General features: G+C 63.9%; 22 protein-coding genes and 1 tRNA gene. 12 read left to right on the top strand and 11 right to left on the bottom strand.

All coding sequences use genetic code 11. The annotated features are described in order from the left end of the window. Positions 1-16 precede the first annotated feature (16 nt). A complete protein-coding gene (locus OES25_02740) occupies positions 17-2,341 on the top strand; it encodes a PBP1A family penicillin-binding protein (protein MDH3626560.1) in 2,325 nt (774 codons plus the stop codon). Here the strand turns inward: OES25_02740 and acs are convergent. Further along, the gene (gene acs / locus OES25_02735) at positions 2,338-4,293 is read right to left on the bottom strand and encodes an acetate--CoA ligase (protein MDH3626559.1); all 1,956 of its coding nucleotides are present in this window, start codon (positions 4,291-4,293) and stop codon (positions 2,338-2,340) included. The genes OES25_02740 and acs overlap by 4 nt on opposite strands. A gap of 72 nt (positions 4,294-4,365) precedes the next feature. Here acs and OES25_02730 point away from each other — a divergent pair, with 72 nt between their 5' ends. After that, entirely contained in the window at positions 4,366-4,848 is a 483-nt protein-coding gene (locus OES25_02730) for a type II secretion system GspH family protein (protein MDH3626558.1), read from the top strand. 3 nt (positions 4,849-4,851) lie between these two features. Here OES25_02730 and OES25_02725 read toward each other — a convergent pair. Both OES25_02725 and secG read right to left on the bottom strand, forming a co-directional pair. Next, positions 4,852-4,938 (bottom strand) — tRNA-Leu (locus tag OES25_02725). A 41-nt stretch (positions 4,939-4,979) separates the two neighbouring features. After that, positions 4,980-5,405: a preprotein translocase subunit SecG gene (secG, locus tag OES25_02720; GenBank protein MDH3626557.1), complete on the bottom strand. Its 426-nt coding sequence runs from the start codon at positions 5,403-5,405 to the stop codon at positions 4,980-4,982. Positions 5,406-5,535: 130 nt separating this feature from the next. Here secG and OES25_02715 point away from each other — a divergent pair, with 130 nt between their 5' ends. The 4 genes from OES25_02715 (at position 5,536) to OES25_02700 (ending at position 9,559) form a co-directional block, all read left to right on the top strand. After that, complete coding sequence (locus OES25_02715) at positions 5,536-6,075, top strand: type II secretion system protein GspG (protein MDH3626556.1); 540 nt, start codon at positions 5,536-5,538, stop codon at positions 6,073-6,075. Continuing rightward, complete coding sequence (locus OES25_02710; GenBank protein MDH3626555.1) at positions 6,072-6,554, top strand: DUF192 domain-containing protein; 483 nt, start codon at positions 6,072-6,074, stop codon at positions 6,552-6,554. Before OES25_02715 ends, OES25_02710 begins: the two co-directional genes overlap by 4 nt. Further along, positions 6,551-7,819, top strand: a complete 1,269-nt coding sequence (locus OES25_02705; protein ID MDH3626554.1) for a hypothetical protein — start codon at positions 6,551-6,553, stop codon at positions 7,817-7,819. Before OES25_02710 ends, OES25_02705 begins: the two co-directional genes overlap by 4 nt. Before the next feature lie 99 nt (positions 7,820-7,918). Next, positions 7,919-9,559: an NADH-quinone oxidoreductase subunit M gene (locus tag OES25_02700; protein MDH3626553.1), complete on the top strand. Its 1,641-nt coding sequence runs from the start codon at positions 7,919-7,921 to the stop codon at positions 9,557-9,559. Here the strand turns inward: OES25_02700 and OES25_02695 are convergent. From OES25_02695 to OES25_02660, 8 genes are read right to left on the bottom strand one after another with little or no spacing between them, the layout of a single operon-like run. Next, positions 9,480-10,877 (bottom strand): proton-conducting transporter membrane subunit, encoded by a 1,398-nt coding sequence (locus tag OES25_02695; GenBank protein ID MDH3626552.1) that lies wholly within the window; start codon positions 10,875-10,877, stop codon positions 9,480-9,482. The two genes, OES25_02700 and OES25_02695, sit on opposite strands and share 80 nt — an antisense overlap. Before the next feature lie 56 nt (positions 10,878-10,933). Beyond that, a complete protein-coding gene (locus OES25_02690; protein MDH3626551.1) occupies positions 10,934-12,406 on the bottom strand; it encodes a monovalent cation/H+ antiporter subunit D family protein in 1,473 nt (490 codons plus the stop codon). Further along, positions 12,406-12,762, bottom strand: coding sequence for a cation:proton antiporter subunit C (locus OES25_02685; protein MDH3626550.1), 357 nt, complete (start codon positions 12,760-12,762; stop codon positions 12,406-12,408). The genes OES25_02690 and OES25_02685 overlap by 1 nt, the downstream gene beginning before the upstream one ends. After that, on the bottom strand, positions 12,759-13,184 hold the full coding sequence (locus tag OES25_02680; protein MDH3626549.1) for a Na(+)/H(+) antiporter subunit B: 426 nt from the start codon (positions 13,182-13,184) through the stop codon (positions 12,759-12,761). The genes OES25_02685 and OES25_02680 overlap by 4 nt, the downstream gene beginning before the upstream one ends. 4 nt (positions 13,185-13,188) lie before the next feature. Beyond that, a complete protein-coding gene (locus OES25_02675; protein ID MDH3626548.1) occupies positions 13,189-13,728 on the bottom strand; it encodes a DUF4040 domain-containing protein in 540 nt (179 codons plus the stop codon). A gap of 11 nt (positions 13,729-13,739) precedes the next feature. Then, positions 13,740-14,075 carry a monovalent cation/H(+) antiporter subunit G gene (gene mnhG / locus OES25_02670; protein ID MDH3626547.1) on the bottom strand — a complete coding sequence of 112 codons (336 nt, stop codon included), beginning with the start codon at positions 14,073-14,075 and terminating at the stop codon, positions 13,740-13,742. Beyond that, positions 14,072-14,368, bottom strand: coding sequence for a monovalent cation/H+ antiporter complex subunit F (locus OES25_02665; protein ID MDH3626546.1), 297 nt, complete (start codon positions 14,366-14,368; stop codon positions 14,072-14,074). The genes mnhG and OES25_02665 overlap by 4 nt, the downstream gene beginning before the upstream one ends. Continuing rightward, positions 14,365-14,841, bottom strand: coding sequence for a Na+/H+ antiporter subunit E (locus OES25_02660; protein MDH3626545.1), 477 nt, complete (start codon positions 14,839-14,841; stop codon positions 14,365-14,367). Before OES25_02660 ends, OES25_02665 begins: the two co-directional genes overlap by 4 nt. A 36-nt stretch (positions 14,842-14,877) precedes the next feature. Between OES25_02660 and OES25_02655 the strand changes: the two genes are divergently transcribed. The 6 genes from OES25_02655 (at position 14,878) to aroB (ending at position 18,568) form a co-directional block, all read left to right on the top strand. Next, positions 14,878-15,183 carry an AtpZ/AtpI family protein gene (locus tag OES25_02655; GenBank protein ID MDH3626544.1) on the top strand — a complete coding sequence of 102 codons (306 nt, stop codon included), beginning with the start codon at positions 14,878-14,880 and terminating at the stop codon, positions 15,181-15,183. Next, positions 15,180-15,608: a hypothetical protein gene (locus OES25_02650; protein ID MDH3626543.1), complete on the top strand. Its 429-nt coding sequence runs from the start codon at positions 15,180-15,182 to the stop codon at positions 15,606-15,608. The genes OES25_02655 and OES25_02650 overlap by 4 nt, the downstream gene beginning before the upstream one ends. A gap of 21 nt (positions 15,609-15,629) precedes the next feature. Further along, positions 15,630-16,490: a F0F1 ATP synthase subunit A gene (gene atpB, locus OES25_02645; GenBank protein MDH3626542.1), complete on the top strand. Its 861-nt coding sequence runs from the start codon at positions 15,630-15,632 to the stop codon at positions 16,488-16,490. A gap of 93 nt (positions 16,491-16,583) precedes the next feature. Continuing rightward, a complete protein-coding gene (gene atpE / locus OES25_02640; protein MDH3626541.1) occupies positions 16,584-16,811 on the top strand; it encodes an ATP synthase F0 subunit C in 228 nt (75 codons plus the stop codon). 13 nt (positions 16,812-16,824) lie between these two features. Next, a complete protein-coding gene (atpF, locus tag OES25_02635) occupies positions 16,825-17,433 on the top strand; it encodes a F0F1 ATP synthase subunit B (GenBank protein ID MDH3626540.1) in 609 nt (202 codons plus the stop codon). A gap of 16 nt (positions 17,434-17,449) precedes the next feature. Next, a complete protein-coding gene (gene aroB, locus OES25_02630) occupies positions 17,450-18,568 on the top strand; it encodes a 3-dehydroquinate synthase (protein MDH3626539.1) in 1,119 nt (372 codons plus the stop codon). Positions 18,569-18,595: the final 27 nt, after the last annotated feature.

Genomic DNA, 18,595 nt, shown 5'->3' with positions numbered 1-18,595 from the left:
ACCCCAGGCGAGGCAAGTGAGCCGATCACGCAGTCAGCGAAAGCGTCCCACGAAGAGACGCCGGAAGCGATCCACGGCCCGTCGTTGGTTTCCGCTCGCGGTGCGTGTTCTCCTGGTGGCGTTCGTCGCGTCGCTGCTCCTGTTCGTCTACCTGGACGTCTCGCTGTCGCGACGGTTCGACGGACGACTCTGGCGTCTTCCATCCCGCGTCTTCTCCGACCTGGGGACCGTCGTGGTCGGCGAGCATTACCCGCCCGACCAACTGCTGGGACGGCTTGAGCGTCACGGCTATACCGAGTCCACGGAAAAGAAGCTGCGGGCGGGACAGTATCGATTTCAGGCGTCGACGCTGACGGTGCGCACCCGGGCGTTTACGACGCCGGTGGGTGGCTCCGACGAGATGACGGTTGTGGCCGTTTTCCGCGGCGATCGGATCGCAAGTCTGCGGCGTGACGACGGGGCCACGCTCCCGCGCTGGTTGCTCGAACCGGTACCGTTAGCCGCCTTCTACGGGGCGCATCAGGAAGAGCGCGAGATCCGCACCCTCGACGAGTTCCCACCGCGCCTGATCGACGCCGTGCTGGCCGCGGAGGACTCCAGGTTCCGGCGGCATCACGGGCTGGACTTGCGTGGGATCGGTCGCGCGGCGGTCACGAATGTGCGCCGCGGAGGGATCGTGCAGGGGGGGAGCACGATCACCCAGCAGACGGTCAAGAACCTGTTCTTGACGCCGCGACGAAGTTGGTGGCGCAAGGCCCGCGAGGCCGCGATGGCGCTGGTCCTCGACGCGCACTACAGCAAGGACCGCATCCTCGAGGTCTACCTCAACGAGGTCTACCTCGGTCAGCGCGGCGCCATCAGTGTGTGTGGGTTCCAGGCCGCATCCCGTCACTATTTCGGGCGCGACGTCGATCGTCTCTCCGTGGCCGAGGCGGCGACGTTGGCCGGGCTGATCCGTTCGCCGGGGCGATACGATCCGTTGCGAGAGCCGGAGTCGGCACTTGAACGACGGGATCAGGTTCTCGATGCGTTGCTGCAACTTGAGTGGATCACACCGGAGCAACACGGTGTCGCGAAGGCGGAGACGCTCCAGGCGGCCGGTCGCGGCGACGGCAACACCCGCGCACCCTACGCCGTCGAGTACATCCGTCAGCGTCTGGCCGAACGGTACAGTCGCAAGACGCTCGAGGAAGAGGGGCTGTCGATCTACACCACGCTCGATACACGAATCCAGCAGGCGACGGAACAGGCGCTGGCCGGTGGGCTCGGGCGCCTTGAGGAGCGCGCGCCGGGACTCCAGGGTGCGGTTGTCGTGACCGAGCCTGCCCGTGGGGCGGTGGTGGCGATGGTCGGCGGGCGGGACTTCGGCTCGAGCCAATTCAACCGTGCGGTCCAGGCGCGACGACAGCCGGGCTCTTGCTTCAAGCCGTTTGTGTTTGCCGCAGGTCTCGAGTTGCAACGCAACGGCCTCCCCGGTGGTCTCAAGCCCGGCACGAAGTTGGAAGATCGTCCGATCCGCTGGACGTCGGGTGGCAAGTCGTGGGCACCCTCCAATTACGATCACAAGTTCCGCGGGAAAGTAACGGTGCGTCGGGCGCTCGTGGACTCGCTCAACGTGCCCACGGTTCGTGCGGCGCGCCGGATCGGCATGGAGGAGGTCGTGCGCACGGCCCGTCGTTGCGGACTGCAGTCGCCGATGAAGCCACTACCGTCGCTGGCGCTGGGGACCGCCGAGGTCAGCCCGCTGGAACTTGCGACCGCCTACGGGACCCTCGCCAATGGAGGACGCCGAATCGACCCGTGGCTGATCCAGGCGGTGCAGAACCAGAAGGGGGAACTCCTCGAAGGACGCAGCCCCCGCGCGCAGCGAGCGATCACGGAGCAGACGGCGCGACAGCTAACCGACATGTTGCGTGGTGTGCTCCGCGATGGGACCGCCAAGACCGCGAGCGCCCTGGGCTATCGGGGCGTCGCCGCCGGCAAGACCGGGACCACCGACGAGACCCGTGACGCGTGGTTCGTCGGCTACGACCGTCGTCGCCTGGCGTTGGTGTGGGTCGGTTACGACGACAACCGTCGGACCGGGCTGACCGGAGCCAGCGGGGCTCTACCGATCTGGGTCGAGTTGATGAAGACCTTCGATGACGGCGGTGGCGTCGCCGCCGACGCGCCGGAGACGGTGACGGTGTTCATTGACCCCACGACGGGTCAGCGGGCGGTGCGTCGCTGTCCCGAGCGAGTCGAGCAGACCTTCCCGCGGGGCGAGGTTCCGGAGCGCTGTCGCGAGCACCAGGGTCGCATGCGACGCTGGATGCGTGGCCTGCTTGGCGGCAACAACTAGTCGACGGAGCCGTCGGCCTCGTAACGATCCCTCAGCGACTGCACGACGGCGGGGTCGGCGAGCGTCGTCGTGTCGCCAAGCGCCTTGCCCTCGGCAATGTCCCGCAGCAACCGTCGCATGATCTTCCCGGAGCGCGTCTTCGGTAGATCGGCGGCGAACAGCAGTTCCTCCGGACGGGCGAGCGCTCCGATCTTCGCGGCGACATGTTGACGGATCTCGTCGTTCAGCGCCTCGTCAGCGACCTGCCCGTCCCGCAGACTGACGAACGCGACCACCGCCGTGCCCTTGATCTCGTGGGGCACACCGATGACCGCGGCCTCGGCCACCGCATCGTGATCGACCAGCGCCGATTCGATCTCCATCGTCCCCAGCCGATGCCCCGAGACGTTCATCACGTCGTCGACACGACCCAGAATCCAGAAGTAGCCGTCCGCATCTCGCTTGGCCCCGTCGCCCGGGAAGTAGGTGTTGCGATCCCAGAGGGACCAGTAAGTCTCGATGAACCGTTGGTCGTCACCCCAGATCCCGAGCGTCCGTGCCGGCCATCCACCACGGATCGCCAGGAAGCCGCCGCCGACCTCGATCTCTTTCCCCTCGTCGTCGAGGATCGTCGCATCGATCCCCGGAAACGGTCGCGTGGCCGAACCCGGTTTGGTGGTCGTCACGCCCGGCAATGGCGTCAGCAGGATCTGGCCGGTCTCGGTCTGCCACCAGGTATCGACGATCGGGCAACGACCGCCACCGACATGCTGGTGGTACCAGGTCCAGGCTTCGGGATTGATCGGTTCGCCGACGCTACCCAGCAGCCGCAACGCGGAGAGGTCGTGCGGTGTGAGGTGATCGACGCCCCACTTCATGAAGGCACGGATCGCCGTCGGTGCGGTGTAGAACACGGTGACGGAGTGACGTTCGCAGATCTCCCAGACGCGTCCACGATGGGGATAGTTCGGTGCCCCTTCGTACATCAAGACTGTCGCGCCTGCCGCAAGAGGGCCGTACACGATGTACGAGTGACCGGTGATCCAGCCGACGTCTGCGGTGCACCAGTAGACATCATCCGGTCGCAGATCGAACACCCAGCGGCTGGTCGCATACGTCCCGACCAGATAGCCACCGGTGGAATGCACGATGCCTTTCGGCTTGCCGGTGGTGCCGGAGGTGTAGAGCGTGAAAAGCGGGTCGTTGCTGTCCATCTCGACCGGCTCGCAGGTCACGGCCCGCTGCGGGAGGATATCGTGGTACCAGTGGTCACGACCGTCCTTCATCGGGATGTCATGGCCGAGACGTTTGACGACGACCACCGATTCGATGGTGGGAGTCTCCTTCAACGCGTCGTCGGTGATCTCCTTGAGCGGCAATATCTTTCCGCGCCGATGGGCTCCGTCCGACGTGATGACGAGACGCGCCCCGGCATCGTTGATCCGTTGACGAAGGGAGTCCGCAGAGAAGCCACCAAACACGACACTGTGGATGGCGCCGATTCGCGCGCAGGCCAACATCGCGATGGCGGCCTCCGGAATCATCGGCAGATAGATCGCGACGCGGTCGCCGCGGTCGATCCCCAACTCTCGCAGCGCGTGGCCGAATCGCACGACCTCGCGGTGGAGATCACCGTAGGTCAACGTTCGACGGTCGCCGGGTTCGCCCTCCCAGATCAGGGCGGCCTGGTTACGTCGACCCTGACGCAGGTGGCGATCGAGGCAGTTGTCGGCGACGTTGAGCTTGCCGCCGACGAACCAGCGGGTGTCGGGGCCCTCGCCCTCGCGGACGGAATCCCAGGGCCGGCTCCAGTCCAACTCCTCGGCAAAGGACTCCCAGAACGCCAGCGGGTCCGCCGCCGCGCGTTCGTAGACCTGCTCGTCCCGGACAACTGCAGCCTCGCGAAACGAATCGGACGGGGGAAACCGCCGGTTCTCGTCCAGAAGTGCATCGAGGCCGTGCGGATCGCTCATCGTGCTTCCTCGGGTTTGGGGGGCTTTCGAGTATACCTAGACAAACCGGCCGACGGTCCCGTACCTTTTTTCATGATGCGATTCCACCGATCAGGCCAACGCGGTATCAGCTTCATCGAGATGCTGGTGGCGTTGGCGGTCCTCTCCATCCTGGCGTCGGCCGCCATTCCGATGGTGCAATGGGACGACAAGCGACGGCGAGAGAAAAAGCTTCGCACCCACCTCGAGCAGATGCGTCAGGCCATCGATTCCTTCAAGGCCTACTCCGAGGCCGGCATGATCGTGATGGACGATGTGGATCAGCTGGGTTACCCGGCGGATCTCGAGAGCCTCGTCGAGGGTGTGGCGGTCGGAAATTCCAACTCGCCGTTCTCCGAGACCATCAAGTTTCTATCGCGGATTCCGGTCGACCCGTTCACCGGCGAAGCGGAGTGGGGGCTGCGGTCCTATCAGGACGATTTCGATTCGGATAGTTGGGGACGGGAGAACGTCTTCGACGTCTACAGTCTGTCGGAGTCGCAGGCTCTCGACGAGACCTGGTACATGGACTGGTAAGCATGGTGCCGAAGGGGAGACTCGAACTCCCATGGGGTTGCCCCCGCCGCCCCCTCAAGACGGTGCGTCTACCAATTCCGCCACTTCGGCAAACCGTGATGGTCCGTGATCCCGAGGCCCTGAGGTCAGGCCTATGGGTCGTTGCTGGTCGAATCGTCGCCCGTCGGCTCGTCGCCGTCGGCCGGATCGGCAGTCGGGTCGGCGATCGGGTCGGGCAGGGCCGGCAGTCCACCGGTCGCGTCGCCTCCACCCGCAGGCGTCAGCGGTGCGCTCTGCTGAGCGGCGTCGCCGACCTGGTCCAGGACCGACGACGGCTGGGCCGAGTTGTTCGAGAGGATCGAGAGACCGATCGAGGTGACCATGAACGAGACCGCCGCCAGGGTCGTCAGCTTGCTGAGAACCGTCGCGGCGCCGCGGGTTCCGAAGGCCGTCTGGCTGCCACCACCGCCGAATGCGCCGGCGAGATCCGCCCGCTTTCCGGTCTGCAGCAACACGACGCCGATGAGAATCAGTCCCACGACGACGTGAAACACGGTCAAGATGATCTGAAAAACCATGAGAGTTCCTTCGAAACCTACCCGCGAAACCCGGGGAATATACCATGGCCCCTCGGGGGGCTGCCAACCAGCGGGAGGGCGGTCCCGTTTGCTCAGAATCCACTCAAAGCCTATAAACTCTTGTAGATCGATGAAGCCCTTCACGAACATCTTTCAGGTTTTGCTCCTGGTCGCCATCCTGTGGCTGCCCGGCTGTGCCGATGACGAGGCCAGGGCCCAGAAGGACTACGACGCGGCAATGGCGAAGGTCGAGGCCGAGGCCCTGGAGGAGGCGATCGAGCTATTCGAGACCCTGGATCGGACCTACCCCGACACCCAGGTCGCCCGCAGGGCACGATCGCAGCTGGTCCTGTTTCGTGGTCTCGGCGAGGCGGTCGAAAGCTACCCGTGGGAGACCGCCCGGGAATTGATGGTGACGACGGCCCGCGCCCTGGATCAGTTCCGGTCGCGAAACCGTTCCTGGCCGCGGAACCTCGACGCGTTGCGACCGAAGTGGCTCTCCGAGTCTCCGATCGACCCGTGGGGGCGACCGCTGCAGTATCGCAAGACGCAGCGGGGTTACATTCTGATCTGTCATGGCGCCGACGGCCGCGTCGGCGGTGACGGCGATGCCGCCGATCTCAGTGTCGAGAACGGTCGCTTCGTCCGTAAACCCAGCGAGACGTTTTGAGCGCCGTCGGTCGAATCGCAGGGATCCTCCTGCTGACCGCCGCGTGTGTCTCGGCGTCGGCACCCACCGAATACGACTGGGCCCGCGCGGTGCTTCCCGGCGGTGTCGAACTGAAACTCGAGATGGCGGTGAGCGCCGAACAGCGGATGCTCGGCTACATGGATCGTGCGCACGTGGCCGACGACGAGGGGATGCTGTTTCTCTTCGGCTCGATCGCGACCCACGGCATCTGGATGCGCAACTGTCTTGTCCCGCTGGACATCATCTGGCTCGACAAGAACCTCCGCATCGTTGAGATCGCGCCGCGCCTGCAACCCTGCCCGCCGTCGGATGTCGATCCCGAGATGAAGGACTGTCCGGTCCATCAGCCGATGCGACAGTCGGCCTACGTCCTGGAGATCGCCGGTGGGCGAGCCGAGGTGCTGGGGCTGGCGGTGGGGCAGTCGATCGTCGTCCTTTCGGAACCGGAACTCCCGTGACCGTCCGCCTTCTGGGTGCCGTCATCGTGCTGCTGGCCGTCGGGGCCGGGGGCACGGCGGATCTGCGGTTGATCCATGCCGTCATGGGTGACGGAGATCAGCCGGGCATCGTCGATAGCGTCGAGGCGATTCGCGGGCAGGCCTTCGACTCGGTCCCCGTTCCTGTCCGCGCGCCGGCGACCCTGCGGGACGTGCTGGCCGACGTGGCGGTGGCGGAGGTCATCGACGATCGGACTCTGGCCGCTCGCGGTCGGGCCTGGCGGGCGATCGGGTTGGGCGACGAGCGAACGCCGCAGCGTCTGTGGCGTCTGCTGGCACGGGATGTCCCTCGCGTCGCCTTCGACGAAGAGTCGCGACAACTCTACGTCGATCCTAGTGTCCTGACTCCCAGGGACTTCGCGCCCAATGTCGACGAAGAGGCGACGACGGTACTCCAGATGACCGGCGTCCGTCCCGACGAACCGCTGATCGCTCATGTGCTGGTCCACGCGCTGCAGAACCAGCGCGGGGACACCCCCCGTCTGGCCCGCACCACCGATGAACTGCTCTCCGTGGCGGCGATGCGCGAGGCCGAGGCCAATCTCGTGGCGGTCTACATGCGGTTTCGGAATCTTGGAATCGCCGGCGAGATGCTGAAGGAGGGGATCACCCCCGACGTCCTGCGGATCGCGGACCTTCTGCCACCGGAGATCGACGACGCCCCGGCGATCGATCGACGCCTGGCCGAGTTCGTCTACCTGCAAGGGCTGACGGTGGCGACGGGCCAACTCCAGCAAGGCGGGTGGGGTGCGGTCGATGTGCTTCGTAGCCGACGATCGACGCTCTCGTGGATCACACCGGAGTCGGCCGAAAAGGAAGAGCCGGCACCGGCGATCGATATCCCGCCCGCGCCCGCGGCACCGGCGGAGGGTTTTCGTCCGGTAGATAGCGACACGCTCGGTCCCGTGGCGATCGGCGCCGTGCTGGCCCAGGGTGGGATGACCGAGAGGTCCGTCGAACGGCTGATCGTCTACTGGCGTGGCGATCGCCTCAGTCGATTCGTCTCCGAAACAGGGAAGGGCTCCCACACGCACTGGGAGTCCCGTTGGGCCGATTCCGCCTCGGCGGAAGCGTTTATCGCAGGCTTGCAGGAGACGCTGGATCAGCGGTTTTCGACCGGCGAGGGGACGGCGGTCGATGGCGTGGTCCAGCTGACGGCCGACGACGCCTCCTATCGACTCCGCCGGGTGGAGGGCCGGGTCCTCGTGGATGTCAGGACTCCCTGACCGGCGAGATCCCTCCCGTGGGCCACCCATTGACCCACACCCTTGGCCCTGGTCTAGAATGCGCCTGCGTCACGCAGACCACCCGAGGGTATCCCGTCCATGAATCCGTTCGGCGACCAACTCCTGAATGTCATCACGTACCTACCGTTGGTGGGTGCGGCGTTATTGATGATCCTGTTCCGCGATCATCAGAAGAAAGAGATCGCGTGGTTCGCGACGGCGATCGCGGGACTGGACCTGCTGATCAGTTTGCCGCTGTGGTTCGGTTGGGCCTCGGCGCCGGTGGACGAGTTCGGCTTCCGATTCGTCCAGCAGTCCAGTTGGATCAAGGGTCTTGGCGTTCAGTACATCGTTGGCGTCGACGGCATCTCGATGTTGATGGTCTTGTTGACCACGGTCCTTGGCTTCTGCGCGATCCTCTCGTCGTGGACGGCCGTCCAGGATCGGGTTCGCCCGTATTACGCGTTCCTGTTGTTGTTGCAGACCGGCATGCTCGGTGTGTTCGTCAGCCTCGATGTGTTCCTGTTCTACATCTTCTGGGAAGTGATGCTGGTGCCGATGTATTTCATCATCGGTGTCTGGGGTGGCGCACGACGGGTCTACGCCGCCATCAAGTTCTTCATCTATACGTTGCTCGGATCGGTGTTGATGCTCCTGGGCATCATCGCCCTCGTCTACTTCCACAACGAGACGACGGGTCTTCTTACGTTTGACGTTCGAATCCTGCAGGCGATGGGTAGTTGGGGCGACTGGATGGCGTTGCAGAGCTGGGTCTGGCTGGCGTTCGCGTTAGGCTTCGCCATCAAGGTCCCGATGTTCCCGTTCCACACCTGGCTCCCCGACGCTCACGTCGAGGCGCCAACGGCCGGGTCGGTGATCCTGGCCGGTGTGCTGCTGAAGATGGGCAGCTACGGGTTCCTGCGGTTCAGCCTGCCGATCATGCCCGACGCCACCGTCAAGTACATGCCGTACATGCTCTCCCTTTGTGTGGTCGGGATCATCTACGGCGCGATGGTCGCCCTGGTGCAGAAGGACTGGAAGAAGCTTGTCGCCTACTCCTCGGTCAGCCATCTCGGCCTGACGATGCTCGGCATCTTCGCCCTGAACTACCAGGGCATGTCCGGTGGCGTACTACAGATGATCAACCACGGTCTCTCGACCGGGGCGCTGTTCCTGTTGGTCGGAATCGTCTACGAGCGTCGTCACACACGCGAGATCTCGGAGTACGGCGGCCTGTGGAAGGTGATGCCGGTCTTCTCGATCTTCTTCCTCGTGATGATGCTGTCGTCCATCGGCATGCCCGCCGTGCCCGGCAACGGATTCGTGGGCGAGCTGGGCATCCTGCTGGGCGTCTTCCAGCTGGCCGACAAGTACTGGGCCGTGCTTGGCGCTACCGGGATCGTTCTTGGCGCGGTCTACATGCTGTGGCTCTATCAGCGGAGCGTGTTCGGCAAGCTCGACAACGACGCCAACAAGGTGTTGAAAGATTTGAGCCCGCGTGAGTGGCTGACCCTCGTGCCGCTGGTGCTGTTGTCCTTCTGGATCGGTCTCTACCCGAAACCGGTCTGGAACGTCATCGAGCCTTCGGTGCAGCGGCTGGTGCGTCAGGTCAACAAGGTCGAGGTCTATCCCGAGTCGGTGGTGGCGTTGCACCCCACCGCTACGAACTCACCAGCGGTAGCAGCCAGCGATACAGCTCGTCCGCATAGAAAAACAGCACAAGCGACCCCAACGCCGTAAGCGATAGCGGGACGACGCAGAACCACGGGCCCTCCTTGACGGCGGGTCGGCTGGACCCGTCCCCGGGGAAGAAACCGCGGATCGCGATCGGCATCAGGTAGGCGATGTTCAGCAGCGAGCTGACCATGAACACGCCGACGAACAGCCACTGGTCCGCGTCGGCCGCCCCGAGCATCAGGAACCACTTACTCCACGACCCACCTAGCGGCGGCAGTCCGATGATACTGAGTGCACCGATGAGAAACGCCGTCATCGTGATCGGCATCTGCCTGCCGAGTCCACGCATGTCGCTGATCTCGGTCTTGTGAGCGGTTACGTAGATCGCGCCTGCGCAGAAGAACAGCGTGATCTTGCCGAACGCATGCATCGCGATGTGCATGCCGCCACCGAGAATCGCGGCGGGAGTCGCGAGGGCGGCGGCCAACACGATGTACGCCAGTTGTGAGATCGTCGAGTAGGCAAGACGGGCCTTCAGGTTGTTCTTCGAGAGCGCGACGATCGAGGCCGCGATGATCGTGAAGCCGGCGACGTAGGTCAGCCACTGCGAAGAACCGGTCTCGCGGAGGAAGTCGATTCCGAAGATGTAGACGGCGATCTTCAACACCGTAAAGACGCCGGCCTTGACCACCGCCACCGCATGGAGCAACGCGCTGACCGGCGTCGGGGCCACCATCGCCGCGGGTAGCCAGCGGTGGAACGGCATCAACGCAGCCTTGCCGGTGCCAAACGCAAAAAGCGCCAGAAGGATTCCCGCGGTCCGCCCGTCGCAGTTTCCCGCAAGAATGCCGCCGGGGCTGAACTCCAGGGTGCCGGTGATCGAGTAGGTCCAGACGATCCCCAGCAGGAACAGTCCGATGGACGTCGACATCAAGACGCCAAGGTAGACGCGGCCACCGGCGCGAGCCTTCGCATCGCGATGATGCGTAACTAGGGGATAGGTCGACAGTGTCAACGCCTCGTAGAAGATAAACAGGGTGAAGAGGTTGGCGGAGAGCGCGATGCCGACGGCGAAGCTGATGGCAAGCGCGAAACAGGCGAAGAAGCGGGTCTGGTCCTTCTCTTGATGACCACGCATGTAGCCGATGCCGTAGGCGCCGGTCACGATCCACAGTCCCGACGCGATGAGCGCGAACAACAGACCCAGGGGTTCCGCAGAGAAGCCGATGGTGAGGCCCGGCGCGACACGCGCCCAGGTAACGGGGTCGAGTCCCGTCGTCGCAAACCGACGGGCCAACTCGATGACGGTCAAGAACTCGATCGACGCGACCACCAGCATCAGGCCGTCGCGAACGTTGGGTCGTCGCCCGACGAACGCCATCAACCCCGCGCCGACAAGCGGGATCAGCAAGACCGCCAGGATCAGCGTGCCATCGGTCACGACCCGCCTCCGATCAACGTGAGCGCCGCGGTTCTGGCCAGGCTACCGGCCAGATCGAACCAGCCGAAGAACCATGAGGCACCTACCAGAAGCCAGGTCGGCACCAACATCGACAGCGGGGCCTCGGTCAGCGGCTCTCGTCCTTCGGGCGAGGGCTGGAAGTACGCGACCTCGACCACACGCCAGACGTAGACCACCGACAGGAGCGAGCTGAGGAGTACGAGGGCCGCCAGCCACCAGCGACCGCTCTCCATCGCGGCGGAGATCAGGTACCACTTGCTGACGAAGCCGACGGTCGCCGGGACCCCGATCAGGCTCAGCCCACCCAACACCCACGCGAGCATCGTCCACGGCATCTGCCGGCCAATACCCGCCATGTCCTTCAGTCGAACCGAGCCGACGCGGAGGATGACGCAGCCCATCGCAAGGAACAGGCCGCCCTTGATCAACGCGTGATTGAACAGATGCACGATGCCGGCGGTCAGACCCGTGACGGAAAAGAAACTGATGCCCAGCACCATGTAGCCGATCTGGGCCACACTCGAGTACGCCAGGATTCGTTTGACGTTCTGTTGGAAGATCGCCACCGTTGACGCCATGAAGATGCCGACGAGTGCCAACACGAGGAGGATCGTCGGGAGTCGGTGGAATGTGGCGAACTCGATTCCGTAGACGGAGAAGACGAATCTGAGGAGTACGTAGACCGCGGCCTTCGTGGCCGTCGCCGCCAGGAACGCCGTCACCACCGACGGGGCATAGGTGTATGCGTTCGGCAACCAGGCGTGGAGCGGGAAGACCGCCATCTTGATGAAAACACCCACGGTGAAGAACGCGAACGCGACGAGGATCGTGCGGTTGTTGCCGACCTCCGCCAGTTGAACCGCCATGTCGGCCATGTTCAGCGTGCCGGTCATCATGTACATCAAGCCGATGCCGATCAGGATGAAGGTCGCGCCGATTGTCCCCAGGACCAGGTACTGCAGGGCTGCCATCAACGAGCGCCGATCGCGACCCAGCGCGATCAGCACGTAGCCCGAAAGAGAGGAGACCTCGAGGAACACGAACACGTTGAACAGGTCGCCCGTGATCGTGATGCCCAGGAGTCCAGTGATGCAGAGCAGGTACGCGGTGTAGAAGAGGTAGTGGCGCCCTTCCTCGATCTCGTGGGCCACACTCCGGGGAGCATAGGTCAGGACCCAGGCGCCGATGCCGGAGACGATGATCGCCAGGATACAGCTGAGCGTGTCGATTCGGTATTCGATGCCCCACGGTGCCGCCCAGTCACCCAGGGCATAGACCCAGGTGCCGTCGCTGTGGACACGCAACGCCATGGCAATCGAGAGGACGAACGTCGCCCATGCAACCAGCAGTGCGAACGGTTGGACCAGCCGACGGTGGCGGATGATCACGCAAAGCGGCGCCGCCAACAGCGGTACGACGATCAGCAGGGCCGGGAGTTGGGTCTCCATCAGAGCTCCGACTCCTGGGCCTCGATCTCGTTCTCTTCGATGGTCCCGTAGGCCTCGCGAATTCGAACGATCAACGCCAGGGCCACCGACGTCGTCGCGACACCGACGACGATCGCCGTCAGGATCAACACCGACGGTAGGGGATGGGTGTACCGATCGAAGCCGTCGGCCAGGATCGGCGTCGTTCCGCCGCTGAGCTTGCCGATCGAGATGTAGAGCAGGAAGACCGACGTCTGGAAGATGTTGAGTCCGATCACCTTCTTGATCAGGTTCTCCCGCGAGACCACGATGTAGAACCCGGTCATCATCAGGAAGATGACGATCCAGTAGTTGTAGAGGCCGAGGATCGTACTCACGATCGCTTCCTCCGCCCCGCGAAGCCGAAGAAGATCAACACCATCGCCGAAGCGACGCTGATACCTATCCCCAACTCGATCAGCAGGATGCCCCAGTGCTGACCGTGGCTCGGGTGTTGCGGGCTGAGCGCGCTGTAGCTGAGAAAGTTGCCACCCAGCAGCATCGTGACGACGCCGACACCGGCGTACAGAAGCAGCCCCAGCGCCAGGAGTCGCTCGAGTGTCCCCGGGCGGGCGACCCGACGGGCCGCCGCCAAACCAAAGACAAGACTGTAGAGGATGATCCCCGCCCCGAAGATGACACCGGCCTGGAAGCCACCGCCCGGTCCGAAGTCTCCGTGGAACTGGACGTAGAGCGCGTACAGCAGGATGTACGGCATCAGCAGCCGGGTCACGACGCGGGGGATGGAGTCGCCGGTCATCCCGTCACTCCTCGTCTTCACGACGACGTCGCAGCTCACGCAGCAACGCGAGCACCGCGATGGCGGCGGTGAAGATGACGGCGGTCTCGCCGAGGGTGTCATAGCCGCGATAGCTGGCCAGCACCGTCGTCACGATGTTGGGGATATGGGGCTCGACATGCTCGTAGCGTGTACTCGGCACCGTGTCGCTGAGGTACTCCGGCGCGAGTCGTGCGTGGACCGGGGCTTCCGGGTCGCCGAAATGCGGCATGTCCAGCGTGCCGTAGATCAGTACACCCCCGGTGATCACCACCACGAGGAGGGGCCAGGGCGAGAGCCGCTTCGGCTTGACCTCGCGCTGGCCGGTCAGGGACAGCGCGCCCAATGCGAGAACCGTCGAGATCCCCGCGCCTACCGCCGCCTCGGTGAACGCCACATCGGGCGCATCCAGCATCAACATCCAACCGGCACCGATGAAGCTATAGATCCCCATCAGCATCGCTGCTGCGAACAGGCCACGCAGACGAACGATCGTAATCGCCGTCATCGCCAGGAGCGTCAGCATCCCGATGAGGATCAACTGTTGGATGACCGTTCCTCCGTATCGCTAATTTCCGGGCGGATACCGTGACTCATGGCTGCGCGCGCCAACGCGTGGGTCGATGTCGGGCTGGTTACCAGAAGAAAGAACCAGATGGCAAAAAGCTTCACGGTGATCAGGCTGAAACCGGAGTGAAGCGAAAGACCGGCGAGGATCAACGTCGCCCCGAGGGTGTCTGTGATGCCCGCGCCATGCATCCGTGTGTAGAGATCCGGCAGACGCAGCAGCCCCAGCCCGCCGATCATCGCGAACAGCCCGCCGACGGCCATCAGGCCCCAGCCGATGCTCTCCAGGATGGGTAGCGAATTCATGACGACTTGCTCGACGTCGTGTCGTCGTCGTCCGGGTTGCCGAAATGACCATGTTTCGAGAACCGCAACACCGCCAGGACGCCGATGAAGTTCATCAACGCGTAGACCAGGGCCAGGTCGATGAAGTCCGGTCGTCCCATTACGAAGCTGATGACTGCGATCAACAGCACCGTCTTGGTGCCGAACATATTCAACGCCAGGATGCGGTCGAAGACGGTCGGTCCCAACATCGCACGGATCAACGCCAGCGACATCGTCACCAGGATGGCGGACATGACGACGACGGCCATCATTCCGTCGGCTCCAACGCCGTCACTCGCGCGTCCATCGTCCCGTCGAGGACGCCGTCGGCGAAGCGTCGATCCAACGCGTGCACGACGACCTCCTCGTCGTTCAGCTCGATGGAGACGGTTCCCGGTGTCAGGGTGATCGAGTTGGCGTAGATCACCCGTCCGATCTCCGTTCGCTGACCGGTCCGCTGCCGGATGATCCGCGGCGCGATGGGGCGGGACGGGTGGAGGATGATGGCGGCGACCTGGAGGTTGCTGCGGACGATCTGCAGGAGCAACCAGGGCAGGTAGGTCAGCGCCCGGGGGAGGAATTCCAGGGGGGCAACCTCGCCGTCGAGACGACCCATGCGATCGACCAGCCAGACGACCAGGGCCACCGACAGGCCTCCCAGTCCCAGGATCAGCGGCTCAGTGTGGCCGGACCACAGGAACCACGCAGCCGCCAGCGCCGCCGTCAGAGCGATCCCGTGCTTCACGTCATGACTCCGGGGCCGAGGGCGAGGCGCATCGTCATGGATCATAAAAGCAAAAGAAAAGCAGGTAAACTGCTATTCGTCTCGGGCCCGCCGGTCGGGTCCGCCGTGGGCAGGGGAGGCGTCGAGATGGAGCCGGGTCACGAGCCTCCGGACTTACTGAGATCTTCGCTCCGATTTGTCGGCGCGGGCATCGAAATGATCCTGCCCGCTGTGCTATTTATGTACGTCGGCCATCGGATCGACCGCTGGCTGGATTCCGAACCGCTGGGCATCGTGTTAGGTGCTCTGATGGGCCTTGTCCTGGGATTCGTGATGTTCCTGAGGACAGTGACGCGGAAATGAACCCAACCCCAGCCAAGAGCTACTGGGTCGGCAGTGGGCTGACCGCCGCCATCGTGACGGCCCTCCTGGCCGTCTATGCCCACATGGCCCACGTTTCGCCATTCTGGGTTGCCGTCGGCGCGCTACCGATGGCGGTGATCGGCGTAGTCGGGGGCACCTTCACTGCCCGTTGCCTCGGCCGTCCCGGATCGGCCTTTATTGTCGCCGTGGGAAGTTGTATCCTGACCCGCCTGGCGACTGCGCTCGTCGGGGCGGTGGCCATGAGGATCTGGGGCGGCAGTGGGTTGCAGCCTTACCTGATTGGTCTCGCGGTGATGTTCGCAGCGATGCAGATCTTCGAGATTGTCTGGTTCTACCGACACGGAATTCAGTTGGCCAAGACCGCTTCGGCGAGTTCAGCGGCCTACCCCACCCCCACCAAGTAGAGAATCCAGGGACTGAGAGCGATGGCGAAAACGGTTGCAGTTTCCGAGCAAGGTGCTGAGCATGTCGAACAGGGGTTCGACGCGGGGGCATCGATCATGCACCACGTGGAGGACAGCTCGTCCTTCCACCTGTGGGGCGATACCTACATCCATCTGCCGGAGAGTTGGGAGCTGTTCGGTGTGAACTTCGCCCCGACCAAGCACGTCGTGATGATGTGGCTGGCCGGCATCGTGATCCTCGTCCTGTTCCGGCTGGCGGCACGCCAGACCCGCAACCCGGTCCCCAAGGGCATCCGCAACGCGCTCGAAGTGATGCTGATCTACCTCCGTGACGACGTCGTACGCAAGGCGATCCCTACGCACTCCGAGGCGTTCACGGGTTATCTGCTGACGACTTTCTTCTTCATCCTGACACTCAACCTGATCGGTCTGGTGCCGCTCATGGCCACGGCGACGGGCAACATCGCCGTCACGCTCGGGCTTGCGATTATTTCGTTCCTCGTCATCCACATCAGCGGCCTTCGAGAGTTCGGTCTGGTGGGGCACTTCAAGAACTTCATTCCCGGCGGCGTGCCATGGTGGTTGATCCCGCTGATCTTCCCGCTGGAGATCTTCGGTGCGCTGATCAAGGCCGGTGTGCTGGCCATCCGTCTGTTTGCCAACATGCTGGCCGGCCACATGGTGATCCTGGCCTTTATCTCGCTGATCTTCATGCTGGCCCAGTCGTTCTCTCCGCTGGTCGGATGGGCCTCTTCTCCGGCGGCGGTCGGGCTTGCTCTGTTCGTTTACATGCTCGAGGTGCTGGTGGCGTTCCTGCAGGCATTCATCTTCACGATGTTGACGGCGCAGTTCATCGGCATGTCGGTTCATCCGTCTCATTAATTGGGTATCGAAAGTTTTAACTAGACACGTCGTGACGCCGATCGATGTTCGACGCACGACGAGATAGAAAGAGAATCAAGGAGGTTCGGAGTCATGGAAAACGCTGCTCTGGCATTTCTGGGCGCGGGCATCGGAGCCGGTCTGGCGGTGATCGGTGGTGGTATGGGAATCGGTCGACTCGGTGGCCATGCCATGGAGGGGATCGCCCGACAGCCCAACTCGGCCGGTACGATCCAGACCGCCATGTTGATCGCAGCGGCGCTGATTGAGGGTGCGACCTTCTTCGCGCTGATCATCTGCCTTCTGCTGTCGTTCAAGTAGCGGGAGATTGCCGATGCGTGCACCCATCAAGACGGTGCTCGGCATGCTCCTTCTGGCCACGACTGGTGTGGTTGCGGCATCCGGAAGCGAGGGAGGCGGTGGCGGGAACGCGCTGCTGAATCCCGCGATCGGGACGCTGTTCTGGACGCTGATCACATTTGCCCTGTTCGCGTTCATCCTGGGCAAGTATGCCTGGCCACCGCTGTTCAAGGCGCTGCAGGATCGGGAAGAGGGTATCGCCTCCGACCTGTCCAAGGCGGAGAGCGGTCGCAAGGAAGCCGAGGATCTGCTGCGTCAGCAACGCGAGTTGCTGGAGCAGGCCCGTCGTGAGCGGGCCGAATCGGTGGCGGCGGGACAGAAGGAAGCCGAGACGCTCAAGACCGAGATCCTCGACGAGGCTCGGCAAGAGCGTGAAGCGATGATGAAGAAGACGCAACAGCAGATCGACGCAGGCATCGCCACGGCCAAGGCCGAGCTGCGGGCGTCGACGGCGAACCTGGCGATCCAGGCTGCCGAGAAGCTGTTGACCCGCAATCTCGACGATGCGGGCCAACGCAAGCTGGTCGAGGATCATCTGGCGGATCTCGAGCGTGGCTCGGGAACCGGCGGGATGCCTTCCTGACCACGAGCGGAGGTACGTGCCGAGTCATCGGTTCACGTTTTCGGATGTTCGACGCTGGACCGAGGTCCACGTCGGCGCCGATCTGTTTGCACAACTGGCACGGGATCTGAGCGATCGGGTCCCGTCGCCGTCCTCGCTCTTCGTACTCTCCGATAGCAACGTGGCACCCCTCCATGGTGCGCGGCTCGTTCAGCTACTGAACGACGCAGGGCTCCCGGCGACGCTCTTGACCATGCCGGCCGGTGAGGAACACAAGACCCGGGCCGGCAAGGACCGCCTTGAGGATCAACTCCTCGAGCTCGGTGCCGATCGTGGGTCGCTCCTGATCAACGTCGGTGGGGGGATGGTCTGCGACGTCGGCGGCTTCCTGGCCGCCACCTGGCAGCGGGGGATTCCGACGATCCATCTCCCGACAAGCCTCCTTGCGATGGTGGATGCGGCCCTCGGTGGGAAGACCGCGGTCAACCTGCCCCGGGCCAAGAACATGGTCGGCGCGTTCCATCAGCCGATCGCGCTCTATGTCGATCTGGAGACGCTGGCGACGCTGCCGGACGAGGAGTACCGGCAGGGTTTGGCGGAGGTGGTCAAGAGTGCGGCCATCGCGGACCGCTCGTTGTTTGAACTTCTGGAGGCGGAGGCGCCGAAACTCCTCACTCGAGATCCCGATCTCCTCGCGACGGTCGTCGACCGTTGTCTATGCATCAAGGGGGCGATCGTCGCCGAGGACGAACGAGAGTCCGGTCGTCGCGCCGCTCTCAACTTCGGCCACACCGTGGCCCATGCGCTGGAGATCGTCAGCGATCACATCCTGACTCATGGCGACGCCGTCGCGCTGGGGATGCGGGTGGAGGCGCGATGTGCGGCCGTCGACGGTGGGTTGGCTGGAGGCGATGCCAACCGGATCGACGGGCTCCTCGATGCCCTCGGGTTCGCTGACAGCTTTCCGATCGATTTCTCGTTGGATGAGGTGTTGGCGCTGGCCGCTCGGGATAAGAAGAGTCGTTCGGGGGATCTTGTGATCGTCGTGCCGCAGTCCCTGGGGGAGATGCCGGAACTTCCGCAACTCTTGAGGGTTGTCGGTGAGGGGCAACTTCGTCAGGCCCTCACGGCCTACCAGCCCTCGACTCGAAATTGACTTGATTTCGAGGCCGGGTTAACTTCG

The sequence above is a fragment of the Acidobacteriota bacterium genome (assembly GCA_029861955.1).
Taxonomy (GTDB): Bacteria; Acidobacteriota; Polarisedimenticolia; order Polarisedimenticolales; family Polarisedimenticolaceae; genus JAOTYK01.
Note: the sequence above shows the minus strand (reverse complement) of the source record. Positions and strands in the feature narration are given on the sequence as shown.